This is a genomic window from Paenibacillus ginsengihumi DSM 21568 (assembly GCF_000380965.1).
Lineage (GTDB): Bacteria > Bacillota > Bacilli > Paenibacillales > NBRC-103111 > Paenibacillus_G > Paenibacillus_G ginsengihumi.
The window spans coordinates 63,057-81,804 of sequence record NZ_KB905567.1 but is presented as its reverse complement, the minus strand read 5'-3'; the positions used below and the strand labels follow the sequence as shown (position 1 = coordinate 81,804).

The following is an 18,748-nucleotide window of genomic DNA, read 5'->3' as shown; positions in this document are numbered from 1 at the left end:
TCGGTGTTGAAATTTTGTCGGCGTATACCGCCAAATTTTCAAGATAGACGCCTATGACGAGCGATTCCTGTCGTCATCGGTCGTCACCTTCGGTGCCAGAAAATTCGCCGGAGGGATTCGTCGAATTTTCAAGATTGACAGGTGAGATATGAAAGCACATCTTTATTACCTCATTCGCCCTGTGGGCGGTTCCTGGCACGTTTCGTTGAATTTGCAGGCCGACCGGCATTACTGGATGCGGCGCGCCGGCGGGCCATTCCGCATGCGCGTGCTGGAGCCGGCTTTATCCTTCGGACAAGCCTATGCTTTTTGCGAGAGGCTATCCGCGTTGTCCGGCAAAGTACGGTGGCAAGAACAGATCCGCCAGCTGGCCAGCATGGCGGAGGAGTGGGACATATCGAAAGAACGCATGTCTACATGGCAGTGGCGGGATTGGACTCCGCCGAACCTGCTGGAAGAACCGGCAGCGAACGCAATCGGACATTCTTGGATCGAACGAATCCCAAGAATATACGAGGCGATTCGCGGCCGGTTTTTGCTTGTTGAGGAGTTTTCCTCCTTGTTGAAGGATAGAGGGCTGGCTGACGGGGAAGCGGATTTAACATACGGACTGCAATACGGATGGCTGTGCAGCGCGTGGACGTTGGAGCCGGGCATACGTTGGCTGGAGCGGCCTATAAGCCGGCTGCCGTTCGTCCGCTCTTCGCGGCAGCTGCAATGCAAGCGCTGCGGAACGAGCGCGGAGGCGGGAAGCAGAACCGGGCCGCAGACGGACGGGCTAGTCCGGACCTTATGCCATCATTGCGGGACATTGTGCGCGTATTGCGAACAGTGTCTAACGATGGGACGCGTTCGCGCCTGCACGCCGCTGATCCGCACCGGCACCGGACAGCCGGAAACCGGACGGCCGGGCGCGGCGATGGGAAGCGCGCTTGCCGCTCCGGGCGGGATGGACGCATTCCTGAAGCCTTGGGGGCTGAGCGAGGTGCAGACCGAGGCTGCCAGGGAGGCGCTAGCCTTCCTGCAGCATCCGCCAAGCAGCAAGCGAGTCGGCCGCCGGATTCGCCGGTTCTTATTCTGGGCTGTAACGGGGGCCGGGAAAACTGAGATGATTTTTCCGCTTATCGCTTTTACGCTTTTTAAAGGAGGCCGGGTCGTGGTCACGACTCCGCGGCGGGACGTGGTGCTGGAGCTGCGGCCGCGCATTCAGAAGGCTTTCCCCGAAGCTAGCGTCGTTACTTTGTATGGGGGAAGCGAGCAGCGCTGGGAGCAAGGGGACATTACCATTGCGACGACACACCAGCTGATGCGGTTTCGGGAAGCGTTCGATCTGGTAGTGATCGATGAGATTGACGCGTTCCCCTATCATAACAACCCATTGCTGGAGTTTGCCGCAGAGCAGGTATGCGCTCCCGGCGGTGCGTATATTTTGCTGTCGGCGACGCCTCCGGTGCCGCTCCAGCGCGAGGTTCGCAGAGGAACGCTGCCGCATGCCCGGGTGGCCGCGAGGTATCATCGGCATCCGCTTCCCGTTCCCCAGCTGCTGCAAATTCCGGGTATTGCGAGGATGACATCCGGCGGGGGCGGTGGAGCGGGCAAGCTCGTGCAGCTGCTGGACCGGTCGCTAAAACGGGGGGCGCAAGTGTTCGTCTTCGTCCCGAAAATTTATCAGGTCGAGCCGGTCGCGGAGTGGCTGCGCAAGCAGTTCCCCGAAGTGCGAACCGAAGGGACGTCTTCGAAGGATGCCGATCGCGCTAGCAAAGTCGTCGCCTTCCGCGAACGCGACATTCGTCTGCTGGTGACGACGACGATTCTCGAACGGGGGGTGACAATCCCGCAATCGGATGTGTTTATTCTCGAGGCAGACTCGACGGTGTTCGATGCCGCTGCGCTTGTGCAGATGGCCGGGCGGGCCGGCCGCTCCGCGCAGGACCCGAACGGCTTCGTCGTCTTTGCGGCCAAGGAGCGGACAAGCTCTCAGAAGGAAGCTGTTCGGCAAATCGTCGAGATGAACAAAATTGCTCGAAAGAAAGGGTACTTGAAATAACGATCTGGAGGAGGTGGCGATCATTCGGAACCATCCGATCTGGCATTCCGTTCGCACAGCTCTCTCCCGGCTGCGAAGCTGGGAAACGATATTGTCGCTGCAGCAGCAGACGTGTTTCAGCTGCGGCATGGCCCATAAAGGGGCCAATCCGTTGCTCCCGCTGTGCCGGGCCTGCTTGGCCGCAATTCCCTGGATTACGGAAGTGGTGTGTGCGAAGTGCGGCCGTTACGAGAGCTGCCCCGATTGCGCCAGAGGGGCGGAAACCTATCTGCTGCGCAACCGCAGCGCGGTCAGGTACACTCCGGGGATGAAAGAATGGCTTGCACTGTACAAGTACCGGGGACGGGAAACGATGCGGCAAGTGATCGGTCCTATGCTGCTGCATGCCTATCATCTGCATGGCAAGGAGGAGCCTTGTCCGGATTTTGTTCAGGAGATGATTACCTTCGTGCCGCTTAGCGAGGAGCGGCTCTCCGAACGGGGATTCAACCAGGCAGAGCAGATGGCTGCGGAGTTGGGAAAGCTGACGAGGCTGCCGGTGCTTCCCCTTCTGAAGCGGACCGCTCATACCGGCAAGCAAAGTTTTAAAGCAAGAATGCAGCGAATCGACGACTTGAAGGGCGTATTTGCCCTTGAGCCGCGCGGCGTGTCCCGGTTGCAAGCACTGATCCGCGGCGGTCCGGTCAGGATCTATATTGTCGATGACGTCTATACGACCGGCAGCACGCTGAACGAATGCGCCCGGACGATCCGGTCCCAAATCGAGGTCCAGGTATGCGGGCTTTGCTGGGCGAGGTGATGAACGTCGGCAAGGGCAGAAGTTGTGGAATTTTATTAAAAATATACAAAACCTATAGTCAATAAGTCCCTAATAAGCTATAGTATCATATAGACGCCTATGACGAGTGATTCATTCGTCAGCGAATCGTCACCTTTGATGTTGAAATTTTGGTCGGTGGCTACCGCCGAATTTTTAAGACAGGGATTACATAAATTCAGGATAAAGAACCGATTGACTATAGGGGGATTCCGATGAGCCTGAACGTGGCAAACTGCGACCGCTGCGGGAAAGTGTATGTGAAGAACATTCACGGGCTGTGTCCTAATTGCATCAAAGATTTAGAGCGGCAGTACGAGAGATGCATCAAATATTTGCGAGAAAACCGGCAATGCACCATTCAGGAGCTGAGCGATGCGACGGAGGTCCCCATCAAGCAGATTGTCCGGTTCATTCGCGAAGGAAGGATCTCCATTAAAAATAATCCGAACATGACCTATCATTGCGAGGTATGCGGAGCGCCGATCAGGGAAAACCTGATGTGCGAGCCGTGCCGGGCCCGCCTGGCCAAGGACGCCTCCATGCTGAAGGAAGACGAGGAGCGGCGCAAGGAACAGGAGAAGCAGAAGGATCGGGGCTCGGCCTACAAGATCAAAGAGCGGTTGCAGGATCGGCTTTGATCCGATATTGGCCTGGACGCCTCGCGATCGGCGGGACCGGAGCTACCGGGAATGGATTGCTCGCTTTGCTAGCCGTAGGCTCACGTTAGAGAGGATCTGGTGATGCATGGCTTGCTTGTAGCCCTCGGTTTATGATTTCAAGCCATGCTTTGCGGTCTGAGTCATAAACAGGCCCCCGCCAAAACGTGAAGCCGTTTGTGGCCAAGACTCAAGTCGTGAAGCGTTTTTCTTAACGGATATATAAACTTTTCGTAACCCACCACCGATAAAAGAAGTAAAGCTTTTACGGTGGTTTTTCTCATTTGTCTTCAAAGAGGTGAGCAAGGATGAAAGTGAACGGACCGAGTCGAATCGGAGCGATTAACCAATATAGCAAACAACAGGAAACTCCGAACCCAGCCGCGGCCGGGAAGAAGGGAAGCAAGAAAGATCAGGTGGAAATCTCAAACGAAGCGAAGGAATTGCTAGGTACTATGCGTTCGTCGGAAGCAAGCAAAGTATCCGCTGAAAGGATCGAGGAGCTGAAGAACGCGGTGGAAGCGGGAACGTACAAGGTCGACGCAAGAGCGCTGGCGGAGAAGATCTTTCCTTTTTTGAAGTAAATGCAGAGGTGAACGGGCATGTCTTCTTTCGAACAATTGCTGGACGTCATGCATTCGCTGGACGCCGCACATCACAGCATGTTGGATTTGGCGGAACAGAAGAAGCATGCTCTGATTCGGGGCGATGTGGAGGAGCTGACCCGCATCGTAGCGAAGGAGAACAAATTCATTAAGCAGGTCGGGGAGCTCGATCTTCAGCGTGTCGAAGCCATCGGTCAATACATGATCGAGAAGGGCTATAAGCCGAATCCGCGGGTAACGGTAAGCGATTTGACGAAAATCGTGTTTCAGGCGGAGGATAAGAAGCGGTTGATGGAAGCCCAGAAGAAGCTGCTTGGCGCCATTCGCAAGCTGCGGGAGATCAACCAATTGAACCAGCAGCTGATCGAGCAATCGCTCGCCTTCATCGACTATTCGCTGGATCTTATAGCCGGACCGCCGGAGAACGAAGTCGTATATCAGCACCCGCAGCATGCGGGCGGAAGCGCCAAGCGCACCGGGTTGTTCGATACTCGTGCCTGAACTTCGGCAATCATCGGAAACAATAACGGCTTGAATGAAAGGGGTTAAATGACGGTGCGATCCACATTCGGAGGATTGGAAATATCGAAGCGGGCGTTATTTGCGCAGCAAGCGGCGTTAACGACGACAGGGCACAATATCGCCAATTCGAATACGCGGGGCTACACCAGACAGGTTGTCAATATGGTTGCTGCAAGACCGCTCGAATACCCTGGGATGATGCGCAGCACGGTTCCCGGGCAGATGGGCCAAAGCGTCGAATTTACCAGCATCGATCGAATTCGGGAGCGCTTTTTGGACCAGCAGTTTCATAATGAAAGCAAGAGTCTGGGCGACTGGTCTGTGCGCAAGGATACGCTGGAGAAGCTGGAGGCGATCATTAACGAGCCTTCGGATACGGGCATTCGGCAAGTGATCGAGGAGTTCTGGAACGCCTGGCAGGAGCTTAGCAAATCGCCGGAGAGCACAACGGCTCGGGTGCTGGTGAAGGAACGGGCGCTGGCGCTCACGGACGCCTTCAATCAGACTTCCCGGCAACTCAGCGATTTGTCGAACGATTTGACGAACAATATTGAAATCAAGGCGACGGAAATCAATTCGATAACGAGTCAAATTGCGAGATTGAACGAAGAGATATACCGGATCGAGGGGCTTGGCAACAACGCCAACGATCTTCGGGATCAGCGCGATGTGCTGATGGACGATCTATCGAAGATCATCAATATCACTTATACGGAAGAAGCCGGCGGCTACTTCGTTAGCATGGGGAATCTTCAATTGGTGGCCGGGCCGAATGTGGAGACCGAGGTCACCCGTCAATTGCTGGAGGCTTCAGCCGTGGAAGGGGGCAACTTAACCAGCGGCGAAGTCTACGGCATGATTCAGTCGCGGAATCGCTATGTGGCGGATTACCAGTTCCAATTAGACAATATGTTGAAAGTGCTGGTGGAAGGCGACGTGAAGATCACGCTGCCTAAGGATATGGTCATACCGCAGGGGACTATCCTGAACATCGTACAGCCGGACGGGACGACGGTGCCGACCCCCTTCGCGGGCAATGTGGCGCAGCGCACGTTGAATGGCGACGTGGAAGTCATTGTCAAAGGCTTCAACGGACTGCATCAGCTCGGCTTTGCGAACAAAAGCCCGGCTACGGCGGCCGTCCCTTTCTTTACGATCAAACCGGGGACGACAGGCGGCATCTCGGCAGCGAATGTCACGGTGAATCCGGTCATTTTGAATGATGTCTCGAATATATCGACGTCCGGGCGCACTTATGAAGACGCAAGCGGGGTAGAGCAGATCGTCAAAGGAAATAACGAAATGGCGCTTTTGCTCGCTGATATGAGGAATAAACGGGTCAACTTCGATCCGACCTCGACCGGGCAGTCGGTGCTCTCCGACGGCACGTTCGATGAGTTTTTCCGTTCTCTGGTGGCGGAGCTCGGGGTACAAGCTCAGGAAGCGAACCGTCAGACGATCAACCAGGACATTCTGGTCGATCAGATCGAGTCGAGACGGCAATCGGTGAGCGGCGTATCCCTCGACGAAGAGATGGCCAACATGATCAAGTACCAGCATGCCTATAATGCGGCGGCGCGCGCGATGACGACAACGGACGAAATGCTGGACAGGATCATTAACGGCATGGGCATTGTCGGCAGATAGACGGATCGTCCAAGACGCCTAACGGAGGTATAAAACGATGACTATGCGTGTCACGCAGGGAATGATGAACAATCAGCTGCTGCGCAACATAAGCACGAATCTGCATAGAATGAATGATCATCAGAACCAGCTGGCAACCGGCCGCAAAATCAACAAGCCTTCCGACGATCCGGTCGGGATGAGCTTCGGTCTGCGGTATCGGAGCGAGCTGGCAGCTAACGAGCAGTACGAGAGCAATGTCGATGCGGCAATCTCTTGGCTCGATTATACCGATTCCATGCTGGGACAGGCGAACAGCGTCATTCAGCGGGTTAGAGAATTGGCGGTGCAGGGAGCCAACAGCACTAACCCGCAGCAAGCGTTGAATGCCATAGCCAGTGAAGTAAAACAGCTTTATTCGCAGATGGTTACGATCGGCAATAGCCAATTTAACGGGAAATACGTTTTTAACGGACAAAAAACGGACATTCCTCCTTATCAGTTGGAGACGGCGATGACCGATCCGATCGATACCGGCGAAATCAAGTTTGAGATTGGCGTGGGAGTCAGGATTGCAGCGAATGTACCGGGCAATCAAGTATTCGGCGAGCCTGATGATCCGAATAATCCGGGAACGAACGATAATATTTTCAGAGTTTTGGACGACTTGGTGAGTGCGCTCCAATCTGGCGATCATCAGGAAGTGAGCAATATTTTGGGGCGGATTGACACGGTCAACGATCGTTTTCTGGAGGCAAGAGCGGATATTGGCGCCCGTCTCAACCGCATCGAGCTGGCTCAATCCCGGCTGCAGGACATCGGCGTTAACTTGCAGACGCTGCAGTCCAAAACGGAGGACGCGGATATAGCGGGAGTGATCACTAACCTGAAGACGGATGAGAACGTCTACCAATCTTCGCTTTCGGTGGGCGCGAAAATCATCAGCGTCAGTCTCGTTGACTTTCTGAAGTAAGGGGTTCGATCGATGGTGAGTGGTGTTCGAATACCCCAAATTCAAATCGTTCAACAGCCCGCTAAACTGGGCATCGATGCCGATCTGGGACAGCAGGAGCTCCGACAGCCGCGAGCGAAGATGGACATGAAGACGGTCAGACCGAGACTTGAGATCGATGCGGAATTCGGCAAGCTGTATATCGATAACAGCAGGGTATGGGACGCGTTAGGCCGCGGACCGCACCTCGAAGTGATGCACCGGATCTATTCGGAATGCCGCAATATTGCCCTGCAGGGCATTGCCAAGATCGTCGAGGACGGCAACCGGATGGCTGCGATTCATACCGGCGAGAATGCGATTAAGGCGCTCGCCGAGGAGAGCACAAGAGATATCGATTTTTTTGAATACATGTATATGGGCGAAGCGTCGTTCGACAACATCGACATGCGCTACGAGCCTGGAACTTTGGACATTCAGTATATAGAAGGCGATACGAATATTGAGGTGCAGGTGAATCCGCCGGAGCATCGCTATACCCGCGGCAAGCTCGATGTCTATATGCTGCAGTATCCGAAGGTCGAGATTACGCCGCCTCGCATTGATTTAAAACGGTAGTCATGGTTCAATGGAAGCTATAGTTTAGCAGGCTATAGCTTCTTTTCCTTTTTGGAGGCGTATGTCGAGCGACTCCTTCGTCATAGGACAATATATTGTTACGGCAGGAGGAAGCATTGTCATGATGGTACAATCCCGAGTATTGGGCCCGATCAACGTTGAAGAGGAGCAAGTGATTTTTTTTCCGGAAGGCATTCCCGGCTTTGAATCGTACAAGAAATATGTCATCGTCCCGTTAAATGAAGAGCTTCCGTTTGCTTATCTGCAATCGGTCGAGGAAGGAAACCTTCATTTTGTGATCGCCGATCCTTTTGCCATTTTTCCAGACTACGAGCTGGAGCTCAGCAAGGAGGATCAGGAGCTCCTCGAAATTGAAAGCGAGCGCGAGGTTAGCGTGTGGGTCGTGTGTACGGTGCATGACCGTTTGGAGGAAGCCACGCTGAACTTGCTGGCCCCGCTCATCTTGAACAGCCGCAACCGATTCGCCAAGCAAGCGATTCTGCATCATTCCGGATATAGCACGAAGCATAAGCTGGTTGAGCTGCTGTCCAGGCAAGCAAAGAAGGAGGGGTAAGTCATGCTCGTTCTATCGAGGAAGACAGGGGAGTCGATCATGATCGGCGATCAAGTCGAGCTGGTCATTCTGGGGACGGAACGGGATCAGGTGAAGATCGGCATTCGCGCCCCCCGGCATTTGCAGGTGTTTCGCAAAGAAATTTATGCCATGTTGAAGGAGACCAATGAGGAAGCCTCCCAAAGCCGGGTCGATCAGACGGAACTCGCCAAGCTGCTGAAGAATAAGGAAAAATAATTAGAATAAATTCACGAAATATGCGAAAAAAGTTCTAAACAAATAAATTGGCACTGCCGATATAGTATTCAGAGCCTGTTCGCGAGGGCGGCCGACCTCAAGAATAGTCGAAAGAACCACATGGATGTGGGACTAACAACCTTCAAGGAGGAAGATTTGCAATGAGAATTAACCACAATATTATGGCAATCAACACGCACCGTCAATTGGGTGTAAACAATGGTGCCGCTGGTAAGGCACTCGAGAAATTGTCCTCGGGTCTGCGGATTAACCGTGCAGGCGACGACGCTGCAGGCTTGGCAATTTCCGAAAAAATGCGCGGCCAAATCCGCGGTTTGGAAATGGCTTCGAAAAACGCACAAGACGGTATTTCCTTGATTCAAACTGCTGAAGGCGCATTGACTGAAACTCACAGCATCCTGCAGCGTATGCGCGAGTTGGCTGTTCAAGCATCCAACGATACGAACACAGACGAGGATCGCGCTGAGCTGCAAAAAGAGATCGATCAATTGATTGAGGAAATCGACCGCATCGCTAACACGACGGAGTTCAACACGAAGAAATTGTTGAACGGCGACTTGAAAGGCGTAGTGGACAAAGCTCAATATGCATCGTTTGACGAAGTATCCAATTCCAAGCTGTTTACTGGTATCTCTGCTGCAGCTACGATCACAGAAAACAATACTTACAACGTAAGAATCACATCTGCCACTACTGGCGGGGTATATACATTAACCTACACAGACGCGACAGGTGCGACAAGCACTGTTACAACAAGCGGCGGCGGGGCTGTTTCCATTGGCGACGCAGCGATTACTATTGGAACTTTGAGCACTGGCTCCATCGGTGAGGAATTTACGTTCACGACAAGAAAAGCTACAGCTGCAGGAACATTGACAGACTCTTCGTTGACGTTCCAAATCGGTGCAAACTCGTCTCAAACGATGCACGTTTCGATCGAGAACATGAGCGCATCCGCGTTGAATGTTGATCAAATTAACGTAAGCAGCGCTCAAGCGGCAGAAGCTTCCATCTCCGCAATTAACAAAGCAATCGAGGATGTTTCGGCACAACGTTCGAAGCTGGGTGCTTTCCAAAACCGTCTGGAACACACCATTAACAACCTCGGTGCTTCCGCAGAAAACTTGACTGCAGCTGAATCCCGTATCCGCGATGTGGATATGGCTAAGGAAATGATGGAGTTCACGAAGAACAACATCCTTACGCAAGCTGCGCAAGCAATGCTTGCTCAAGCCAATCAGCAGCCTCAAGGCGTTCTGCAATTGTTGCGCTAATATACGAGCATTTAATAGAATATTTAAGGACCGGCTAAAGCGTTTAGTCGGTCCTTTTTCAAAGGAGAAGTTATGAATAATCAACTGATTGAGTTAAAAATGTCCTTAAAAGAGCTCATCCAGAATCTGATTCATCGGATTGATCCGATTTGTCAAAGTTTAATGGAGGGGCAGGAAGAACGACTTTCCTTTTTTATTGAGGATTTAGCGATGTTCACAGAAACAATGCTGGTTTTAGTCGAGCATCAGGTGCTTGATTTCGATTTGGAATTGTTTAACGAGAAAGTACAGGTGCTGTTAGACCATGTAGAAAGTAAAGACCTGCTATACATCGCGGATTTACTGAAATACGATATAAAACCTTTACTAATCTATTGGGATGGATGTATAACAAATGACTAAAAAAATCAGCTTTTGTATGATTGTGAAGGATGAGGAACAAAACTTACACAGATGTTTGGGCAGCCTGAGACCGATTTTGGATCAAGATTATGCTGAACTAATCATTGTTGATACAGGTTCGACGGATCGAACTGTTGAAATTGCCAAAGAGTATACAAGCCATATTTATTTTCATGAATGGAATGGAAACTTCTCCAGCATGCGAAATATTTCGATTTCTTATGCAACCGGAGAATGGATCTTTATTATTGATGCCGATGAAGAACTCGAGACTCCTGATGAGCTAATCGCATTGTTGCACGATCCAAAGTTAAGCAATTTTAATACGGTGCGAATCAGAGAGAAAAACTTGCTTTCTATCCAATCGAAAAAGTACGTTTATCATGTTCAAGAACGCATGTTTAGAAATGATGGAACGTTTGAATATAGAGGCACTATACATAATCAACCCATTTATAAGCATCCTGTGTTAATTAAGGATATATGGTTAATGCACTATGGTTATATTAGCGAAGATAAAGAGTTAATGGAAAAAAAGTTTAAACGAACTGCAACCATGTTGAAAAAAGAACTGGAGAAAGACCCGGACCATGTGTATTACCGTTTTCAGTTAGCCCGTTCTTACATGATGCATAATGAATCTGCAACGGCTTTGGAGGAAATGACCAAAGCTTATCAATCCATGAAGAAACAGCCCAAAGAATTGATCGTTCACCGGTATTATGTATTCGGAGAATATGCCCGAATGCTGTTAAACGCGAAAAAACATGAAACCGTTATAGAGATTTGCAAAGAAGGTCTGTCCTATAGTCCCAATTATTTGGATTTATATTATTATATGGGGCACTCTTACGTAGAGATGGAGCAATACGAAGAAGGATTGAGTGCACTAGAAAAATATGTTCAGTTGCACGAAAAATATAACGCTGGCCAATTGGAATTATCCAATTTCACAGCGATCGAAATGTACACATTGGACGAGCTGTCGTACAATATTACGTTAAATCAATTAGTTCGTCTGATTTACTCTAAACATATTCATTTTGAGCCATCCAAATACAAAAAATGGATAAAAAATATAAGCAATAAAAATTTGTCCGACAAACTAAATACGCAATTGCTGCTGCTAGAAGATAATTATGTGGAATTGCGGAAACTCTATCAAGGTATTGATGAAAAAGAAAAGGGACCGTTTGTCAATTATTTGGAATCTCTGAAAAAAGAGTGGCCTATTGAGAGGAAAGAGCTTTTTACAAATGCTTTTTCAGAACTCGAAGACAGCTATGGTTTATTGAACCAAATCAGACTCAGCGAAAACAGGAAGCCATTATTAATTCAATTTATTAACCAGTACAACATCATTGAATACAGCGATGAAGTGATCCTTGAGTTCGTTCATTACTTACTAGAGGAGAAGTGTCTGAACCGCTTATTCAAAAAGCTCGATAGCTCAACCATTAAGAAAATTGTTAAAGTCTTGATCGATCAAGAGGGCAAAGAACCATATTTCTTGCAAAGCTTAAGAAATGACTTTAAGTATAGCGATTTTCATAATAATCGGATATTTATTGCGATTGCTAACGTCATTCTTTTGTCCAAAGCAGAAGAGAAAAATTGGCCGGTGGATCTAGATGAGCAAATGATACGAGATCTATTCAATCAATATATCCATAAAGGGATTGAATTTATAAAGAGTTTATATAATATAGAGCGCATACGTCTGACTTATCCTGTGATTACAAATAAAGAAGAAAAGTTCTTGATTCTATTATATTTGGCTGAATGTGCGAAGCAAGCCGGCGACCGTCTAGGTTATCACAGATATATTAAAGAAGCAACCGAAGAGTATCCGTATTTATCGAGGCTTTTGCGAGAATATGTCATCGATGGGCTCGCTAATTTGGAAACAATAAACCGTTAAAGGAGCTAAATTATGGAGTCAGGTGCGCAGCATCAACAAGAACTGAAGCAAAAAATCGAACTGTTGATTAATAAAGGGGCCATACATGAAGGTAGCGAATTATTGAAGAAATACGGCGACTTGATCCAGGACGAGAAGTGGCTGCTAACAACCAAGGCTGTCATTCACTTAGTGAACGGTGAATTGGACTTGTCAGAAAAATTATTAAAAGAAGGCTTGATCAAATACCCTTATAATGCGGATATTTTATTTAATTTAGCGTATGTGTATGAGCAGCAGGAAAAGTATCAGTTAGCCTACGACTATTATTCGGAGGCCGAATACGCCTTGAATAATAATGAGAAAGACGTCGCCAGGCAAGCCATTGTCAATTTGACTAATCGCCACCAGCCATTGGTGAAAAAGCAGCGGTTGGCGGTATTTGTTAAAAAGGGACTTGATAGTTTTATTGACGATATTATCGAACAATTAAACAATGCGTATATCGTTAAAAAAATGATCGTAACAACGACAGAGCAAATTGATAAAGGGATGGATTGGGCGGACATTTGCTGGTTTGAATGGTGTGACGAACTGGTTGTTTATGGAAGCAATAACGAAAAAGCAATCAAGAAAAAAGTGATTTGCCGCTTACATCGATACGAGGTGTTTACAGATTATCCTTTAAAAGTAAATTGGAAAAATGTTGACAGACTGTTGATTGTTAGCGATCATTTGAAGATTCTCTTGAAACAACGGATTTCCAATATAGAGCAGCTCACTGCAATTACAGTATTAAAAAATGGCGTGAATTTGGAAAAGTTTCAATATAAAGAGAGAACTCCCGGGTTTAATATTGCTTATGTTGGATATATCCATATGAGAAAAAATCCTGTACTTCTGCTGCAAATTATGAGACGGCTAGTTTCAATCAATCCTCGGTATACATTGTATATAGCAGGAGAGTTTCAGGATTCCTTGGCTAAAATGTACTGGGATCACCAAGTTAAAGAATTGAATCTCACAAATAATATTGTTTTTGACGGCTGGCAAAATGATATTGATACTTGGCTGGAAGACAAAAATTATTTGCTCTCCACAAGCATCCACGAGAGTTTTGGCTACGGCATCGCGGAATCGATGGCAAGAGGGATTAAACCCATTATACATCACTTTCCTTTTGCTGACGAAATCTGGGCGACGGAATATTTATTTAGCAGTATTGATGAAGCTGTGGAGAAAATCACGCGGCAGTCTTACTCATCGCCAATGTATAGAAGTTTCATAGAGCAAAATTACTCGCTTTCGGAGCAAATAAATCGTTTGAAGACCATTTTAAATGATGTAAATAAAGAAGATAAAACAGAGTTTAACTATGCACAATACTGGAATTCAAGGCTGGAAAACAAGTTCGATATCGAAGGGGTTGGCTACATCGGTTTAGGCGAAATCTATAATGAGTGGCTGTACCTTTCCAGAATGGAGATACTCAGGAAGGTCATGCAAAAGAGATTCAAGGATTTCGAAAAAGTCAATGTTCTCGAAATTGGTCCGGGCATAGGAATGTTTACGAAACAATTTTATCAGCACGGTTGTAAAAACTATGTTGGTATTGACATTTCCACAAAATCAGTAAGCACTTTGAGAGAACAATACCAGGAATATCGCTTCCATTGCGGTGATATTTCCGATTCTGCAAATTACCCGAGTGACATCAAATTCGATTTGATTTTTGGAGCGGATGTTCTTCTCCATATTACAAACGAAAGAAAATATAAGCAAACGATACATAACTTGTCAAGCTGTTTATCCAGCGGGGGGATCGTGCTTTTATTCGATCCAATTACTCTAACAGACGCCAAGAGTGGCACATCCCATGTAGTGATTCGCAGTTTAGATTATATACAAGAGATTTTCAATGAAGCGGGCTTAGATGTCGGAGGATATATACCGACGAACTTCTATATGAATTACCCGTTTGATAAGAAGTTATTAGGTCAAAAAATGGATTTGGCTGACGCTGTATTTCAACAAATCACCGATATTTACAAGAGAAATCATTTGGATCGTGTTGAACAAAATCAACTCGGAAAAGCCATTTATTTGCTGGACAAAATTTGTCTGCTGAAACATGGTCTCGGTTTGTCACAAAAGGCTGTTATCGCTCAGAAAGGTAAAGGCTCCTTTTCTTTGAATGTGGATGATATCTGGTCTAAAGAAAATTTAGAATACGAGTACAGGAAAGCCATGGAGAGTTTGGAATCTTTAAATCCCGCTTTGAAAAAATTGCTGAGGGAAATAGAGAAAGCCTTTATTTTATAACCAGCTCTCTTGAAAAATTTGACGAAGTCCTTCAGCAAAATTTCAACACCGCAGGTGACGACTGATGGCGATAGGAATCGCTCGTCATAGGCGTCTATCATCCAGCTATAAAAAACCATTTAGAGAAAGCAGAATGATAAGATGAAACTCATCGAAAAAATTAAATCCAAAACCGCAAAGATCGGTGTTGTCGGACTGGGTTACGTGGGCTTGCCACTAGCCGTGGAAAAAGCGAAGGTCGGTTTTTCGGTTATTGGCTTCGATATTCAGGAAAAGCGTGTGCATCTTGTAAACCAGGGGGTTAATTACATAGGGGATGTAGTTGAGCACGAGCTGCATGCTCTTGTCCAAGAAGGCCGAATGGTGGCCACAACGGATTACAGTATGCTTGAAGAAGTTGACATCGTCACCATTTGTGTGCCAACTCCTTTAGACGACTATCAGCAGCCGGATATTAGCTATGTTAAAGCGTCGACAGAGGAGATTGCCAAGTATTTGCATCCCGGAATGCTGGTGGTGCTGGAGAGCACAACTTATCCGGGGACAACGGCCGAGGTCGTAAAGCCGATATTAGAGCGGTCGGGCTTGGTGTGCGGGGAAGACTTTCACTTGGCATACTCTCCGGAACGGGTTGATCCGGGAAATAAGCAGTTTAAGACTAAAAATACGCCAAAGGTCGTAGGCGGCGTGACGCCGCAATGTACGGAAATTGCCGCGGTGCTGTATGAAAATGTTTTAGAAGGTACGGTCCATAAAGTGTCGAGTCCGCAGGTAGCAGAAATGGAGAAAATTTTAGAAAATACCTTTAGAAACATTAACATCGCGTTAGCGAACGAAATGGCTATTTTATGCGACCGAATGGGCATCGATGTGTGGGAAGTGATTGATGCCGCGAAGACGAAGCCTTACGGGTTTATGGCGTTTTATCCGGGACCGGGCCTCGGAGGACACTGCATCCCGGTCGATCCGTGGTATTTAACCTGGAAAGCCCGTGAGTACAACTATCATACGCGCCTGATCGAAGTGGCCGGTGAAATAAATAACAGCATGCCCGAACATGTCGTGGAACGCATCGGTCATATCTTGAATGAAGAAGCCAAGGCGGTAAAAGGCTCCAACATTTATTTATTAGGTGTGGCCTATAAGAAAGATATCGACGATTACAGAGAATCGCCTGTCATTAAGATCATTGAACTGTTGATGAAGCGGGGGGCCAATGTGAAATTTTCCGATCCCAAAATACCGAGTTTTACTTATCGCGGGATTAACCATGAATCGGTTCCATTCTCATCGCAAGAACTGGAAGATGCAGATTTAGTGGTCATCACTACGGATCATTCCGATTTCGATTACAAGTTGATAGGCGAAAAATCGCAAATTATATTTGATACCAGAAATGCTATGAAGGGCGTTACCGTACAAAATAAACTATACAGACTATAACTGAAGGCAGGTTGCATTGATGAGCGAGGTCATTGTTGTCGGGGCTGGACATTGGGGGCAAAATTTGGTTCGAACCTTCGCAGAACTTAATGCCTTGGCCGGCGTGGTTGAAACAGATTCCAACCTCAGAAAGCAAATGGTCGAAGCATATCCCTCGATCCCGGTGTACGCCGATTATCATGATGCGCTAAGAAGCGATGTCAAAGCATTAGCCATAGCCACTCCCGCGCAAACACATTTTGAAATAGCGAAAGCAGCTTTAGAGGCCGGAAAAGATGTTTTTGTGGAGAAGCCGCTGACATTGTCTGTTCGGGAATCGGAACAATTAGTCCAGCTTGCTGGAAACCATGATCGCATATTGATGACAGGCCATTTATTGCTGTACCAGCCGGCTATTCAAAAAATAAAAGAACTTCTGGTCAGCGGCACGATCGGCCAGCTTCAGGGGTTGCATCAAGAACGACTAAAGCTGGGGCGCGTGCGGTCTTTTGAGAATGTGCTGTGGAGCTTTGGCGTACATGATCTTGCAGTATTCTTATATTTGACTGGCGAGCAAGCTCCCATCGATATTCGAATCAGCGGACAAAACGTTATCCAACCCCATATTGTAGACGATATTTATCTTCATTTGCAATTTAATCATAATGTACAAGCTCACTTACATACATCGTGGTTTTGGCCTGAAATACGCCGGAGGCTTATTGTAACAGGAACGGAAGGAATGCTGGTGTTTGATGAGGAAGGACAAACCTTGACGCTGTACCGAAAAGGGGTAAGAAAAGATCTATCCTCCTACGATGACGGCGCCGAGGTAGTTTTTCAAAGTGATGAAAAACCGCTGACCCTAGAATGCATGCACTTTATTGAATGTGTCCACGAGCGGACCCAGCCGCTTTCCGACGGGCATAATGGGTTAGCGGTTGTTAAAATACTCGAACAAGCCTCAAAAATGCTCGAAGGGGACTTATCATGACAGAGCAGGAATACTTTGTACATCCATCTTCTTATATCGATCCAGGCGCTCAGGTTGGATCGGGAACGAAAATATGGCATTTCAGTCATATCATGAGCGGCGCGGATATCGGGTCTCATTGTAACATTGGACAAAACGTTTTTATAGCCAATAATGTAAAGGTCGGCAACCACGTCAAAGTGCAAAATAATGTGTCGCTTTATGAGGGGATTGTGCTGGAGGATTACGTATTTTGCGGCCCAAGCATGGTGTTTACGAATGTAAAAACGCCTCGCTCCGCATTCCCTCGCAATACAAGCAAAGATTATAAAACCACGGTGGTTAAGAAAGGGGCGTCCATCGGGGCGAATGCCACGATTGTGTGCGGGGTTACGATCGGAGAATGGGCATTTGTCGCAGCCGGTGCGGTAGTGACGAAGGATATTCCCGCCTACGCGCTGGTTGCGGGGGTTCCAGCGAGACATAAAGGCTGGGTATGTCAGTGCGGGATAACGCTTCACTTTCAAGAAGATAAAGCGACTTGCCAAGATTGCGGAAGAAAATATGCTTTGAACAGTGATAACAAGGCCGCCATTATCGAATAATTACGAAAAAAAGGGTGTAACTAGCAATGGAGAAGATCCCCGTTTTTGAAACAGCTTCAGAGGTTGACCAATTAAATGGCCATCTTATGGACGCGATTCAGCAAGTGCTTCGTTCGGGTCAATTTATCATGGGCGAAAATGTACGCCATTTTGAAAAAGAAGCCGCGGCGTACCTAGGAGTGAAGCATGCGATTGCCGTGAACTCTGGTACGGATGCATTAGTGATCGCTTTGCGCGCTGCCGGAATCGGAGCGGGGGATGAGGTTATTACGACGCCGTTCACTTTTTTTGCAACTGCAGAAGCAATTCATCAAGTTGGCGCAAGCCCTGTTTTTGTCGATATTGAAGAAGATACATACGCGATAGATGCTAGCAACATTGAAGCAGCGATTACCCCGAGAACCAAGGCTGTGCTGCCTGTTCATTTATATGGCCATTCGGTTGCAATGGACGAGCTGCAAACTATAGCTGATCGGTACGGCTTAAAGATCATCGAGGATGTGGCGCAAGCGTTTGGAGGAGAATTTAAGCATAGGAAGCTCGGGACAATAGGGGATGCGGGTTGCTTTTCTTTTTTTCCGACCAAAAATCTTGGCGCATATGGGGACGGCGGATTAATTGCGACCAATCATGATGAGATAGCAGGGGCGGCGGCCATGCTTCGTGCTCATGGCTCAAGAAAGAAATATTGCAATGAACAGTTTGGCTATAATTCTCGCCTGGATGAGATTCAAGCGGCCATTTTGCGAGTAAAGCTGCCATATATTGAAGAATGGAATCAACAGAGGAGAACTGCCGCGCATACCTATCATCAGCTGCTGGCTGGAATCCAAGGCATTGTTCTGCCTGTCGAGAAAGAGCATATTAAACATGTCTACCATCAATATACGATCCGCGTCTTGCAAGGGAAGAGAGATGAATTAAAGGAGTATTTGGCCCAGGAAGGAATAGGCACAATGGTTTACTACCCGCGCCCATTGCATCAACTTCCGGTCTTTGGAGATTTGCAGATCTCCATGCCGCATTCCGAGCAGGCATCCCATGAAGTATTGAGCTTGCCGATATGGCCGTTTATAACCAGAGAGCAACAAAGCAAGATTGCCCATCGTATTCATTCCTTTTTTTCCAAATAAAAATACACGGTTTGCCAAAGCGATGTATCGTCACCCGTT

General features: G+C 47.9%; 18 protein-coding genes. All 18 read left to right on the top strand.

Going from position 1 to position 18,748, the window contains the following annotated elements; all coding sequences use genetic code 11:
* The first annotated feature begins 148 nt into the window (after positions 1-148).
* The 18 genes from F591_RS0112300 to F591_RS0112215 all read left to right on the top strand — a co-directional run bounded on the left by F591_RS0112300 (position 149) and on the right by F591_RS0112215 (position 18,709).
* Positions 149-2,047, top strand: a complete 1,899-nt coding sequence (locus F591_RS0112300) for an ATP-dependent helicase ComFA (RefSeq protein WP_019534905.1) — start codon at positions 149-151, stop codon at positions 2,045-2,047.
* Positions 2,048-2,060: 13 nt separating this feature from the next.
* Positions 2,061-2,846: a ComFC family protein gene (locus tag F591_RS0112295; protein ID WP_019534904.1), complete on the top strand. Its 786-nt coding sequence runs from the start codon at positions 2,061-2,063 to the stop codon at positions 2,844-2,846.
* Positions 2,847-3,079: 233 nt separating this feature from the next.
* Positions 3,080-3,505 (top strand): TIGR03826 family flagellar region protein, encoded by a 426-nt coding sequence (locus tag F591_RS0112290; protein WP_019534903.1) that lies wholly within the window; start codon positions 3,080-3,082, stop codon positions 3,503-3,505.
* Between the two features lie 326 nt (positions 3,506-3,831).
* Positions 3,832-4,107 carry a flagellar biosynthesis anti-sigma factor FlgM gene (gene flgM / locus F591_RS0112285; protein ID WP_019534902.1) on the top strand — a complete coding sequence of 92 codons (276 nt, stop codon included), beginning with the start codon at positions 3,832-3,834 and terminating at the stop codon, positions 4,105-4,107.
* A gap of 18 nt (positions 4,108-4,125) precedes the next feature.
* Complete coding sequence (locus tag F591_RS0112280; RefSeq protein WP_019534901.1) at positions 4,126-4,629, top strand: flagellar protein FlgN; 504 nt, start codon at positions 4,126-4,128, stop codon at positions 4,627-4,629.
* Between the two features lie 54 nt (positions 4,630-4,683).
* A complete protein-coding gene (gene flgK, locus F591_RS0112275) occupies positions 4,684-6,297 on the top strand; it encodes a flagellar hook-associated protein FlgK (RefSeq protein ID WP_026326563.1) in 1,614 nt (537 codons plus the stop codon).
* A 37-nt stretch (positions 6,298-6,334) separates the two neighbouring features.
* The gene (flgL, locus tag F591_RS0112270; RefSeq protein ID WP_019534899.1) at positions 6,335-7,249 is read left to right on the top strand and encodes a flagellar hook-associated protein FlgL; all 915 of its coding nucleotides are present in this window, start codon (positions 6,335-6,337) and stop codon (positions 7,247-7,249) included.
* Positions 7,250-7,261: 12 nt separating this feature from the next.
* Positions 7,262-7,846: a DUF6470 family protein gene (locus F591_RS0112265; protein WP_026326562.1), complete on the top strand. Its 585-nt coding sequence runs from the start codon at positions 7,262-7,264 to the stop codon at positions 7,844-7,846.
* A 121-nt stretch (positions 7,847-7,967) separates the two neighbouring features.
* On the top strand, positions 7,968-8,420 hold the full coding sequence (gene fliW, locus F591_RS0112260; RefSeq protein WP_019534897.1) for a flagellar assembly protein FliW: 453 nt from the start codon (positions 7,968-7,970) through the stop codon (positions 8,418-8,420).
* Positions 8,421-8,423: 3 nt separating this feature from the next.
* A complete protein-coding gene (csrA, locus tag F591_RS0112255) occupies positions 8,424-8,657 on the top strand; it encodes a carbon storage regulator CsrA (RefSeq protein WP_019534896.1) in 234 nt (77 codons plus the stop codon).
* A 161-nt stretch (positions 8,658-8,818) separates the two neighbouring features.
* Complete coding sequence (locus tag F591_RS0112250; RefSeq protein ID WP_019534895.1) at positions 8,819-9,952, top strand: flagellin N-terminal helical domain-containing protein; 1,134 nt, start codon at positions 8,819-8,821, stop codon at positions 9,950-9,952.
* A 72-nt stretch (positions 9,953-10,024) separates the two neighbouring features.
* Positions 10,025-10,354: a hypothetical protein gene (locus F591_RS0112245; RefSeq protein ID WP_019534894.1), complete on the top strand. Its 330-nt coding sequence runs from the start codon at positions 10,025-10,027 to the stop codon at positions 10,352-10,354.
* On the top strand, positions 10,347-12,275 hold the full coding sequence (locus F591_RS27975; protein ID WP_019534893.1) for a glycosyltransferase family 2 protein: 1,929 nt from the start codon (positions 10,347-10,349) through the stop codon (positions 12,273-12,275). Before F591_RS0112245 ends, F591_RS27975 begins: the two co-directional genes overlap by 8 nt.
* Positions 12,276-12,287: 12 nt before the next feature.
* Complete coding sequence (locus F591_RS27970) at positions 12,288-14,576, top strand: glycosyltransferase (protein ID WP_019534892.1); 2,289 nt, start codon at positions 12,288-12,290, stop codon at positions 14,574-14,576.
* 141 nt (positions 14,577-14,717) lie between these two features.
* Positions 14,718-16,019 (top strand): nucleotide sugar dehydrogenase, encoded by a 1,302-nt coding sequence (locus F591_RS0112230; protein WP_019534891.1) that lies wholly within the window; start codon positions 14,718-14,720, stop codon positions 16,017-16,019.
* Positions 16,020-16,038: 19 nt separating this feature from the next.
* Positions 16,039-16,992 carry a Gfo/Idh/MocA family protein gene (locus F591_RS0112225; protein WP_019534890.1) on the top strand — a complete coding sequence of 318 codons (954 nt, stop codon included), beginning with the start codon at positions 16,039-16,041 and terminating at the stop codon, positions 16,990-16,992.
* Positions 16,989-17,576, top strand: a complete 588-nt coding sequence (locus F591_RS0112220; protein WP_019534889.1) for an acyltransferase — start codon at positions 16,989-16,991, stop codon at positions 17,574-17,576. Before F591_RS0112225 ends, F591_RS0112220 begins: the two co-directional genes overlap by 4 nt.
* 26 nt (positions 17,577-17,602) lie before the next feature.
* Positions 17,603-18,709: a DegT/DnrJ/EryC1/StrS family aminotransferase gene (locus tag F591_RS0112215; RefSeq protein ID WP_019534888.1), complete on the top strand. Its 1,107-nt coding sequence runs from the start codon at positions 17,603-17,605 to the stop codon at positions 18,707-18,709.
* Positions 18,710-18,748: the final 39 nt, after the last annotated feature.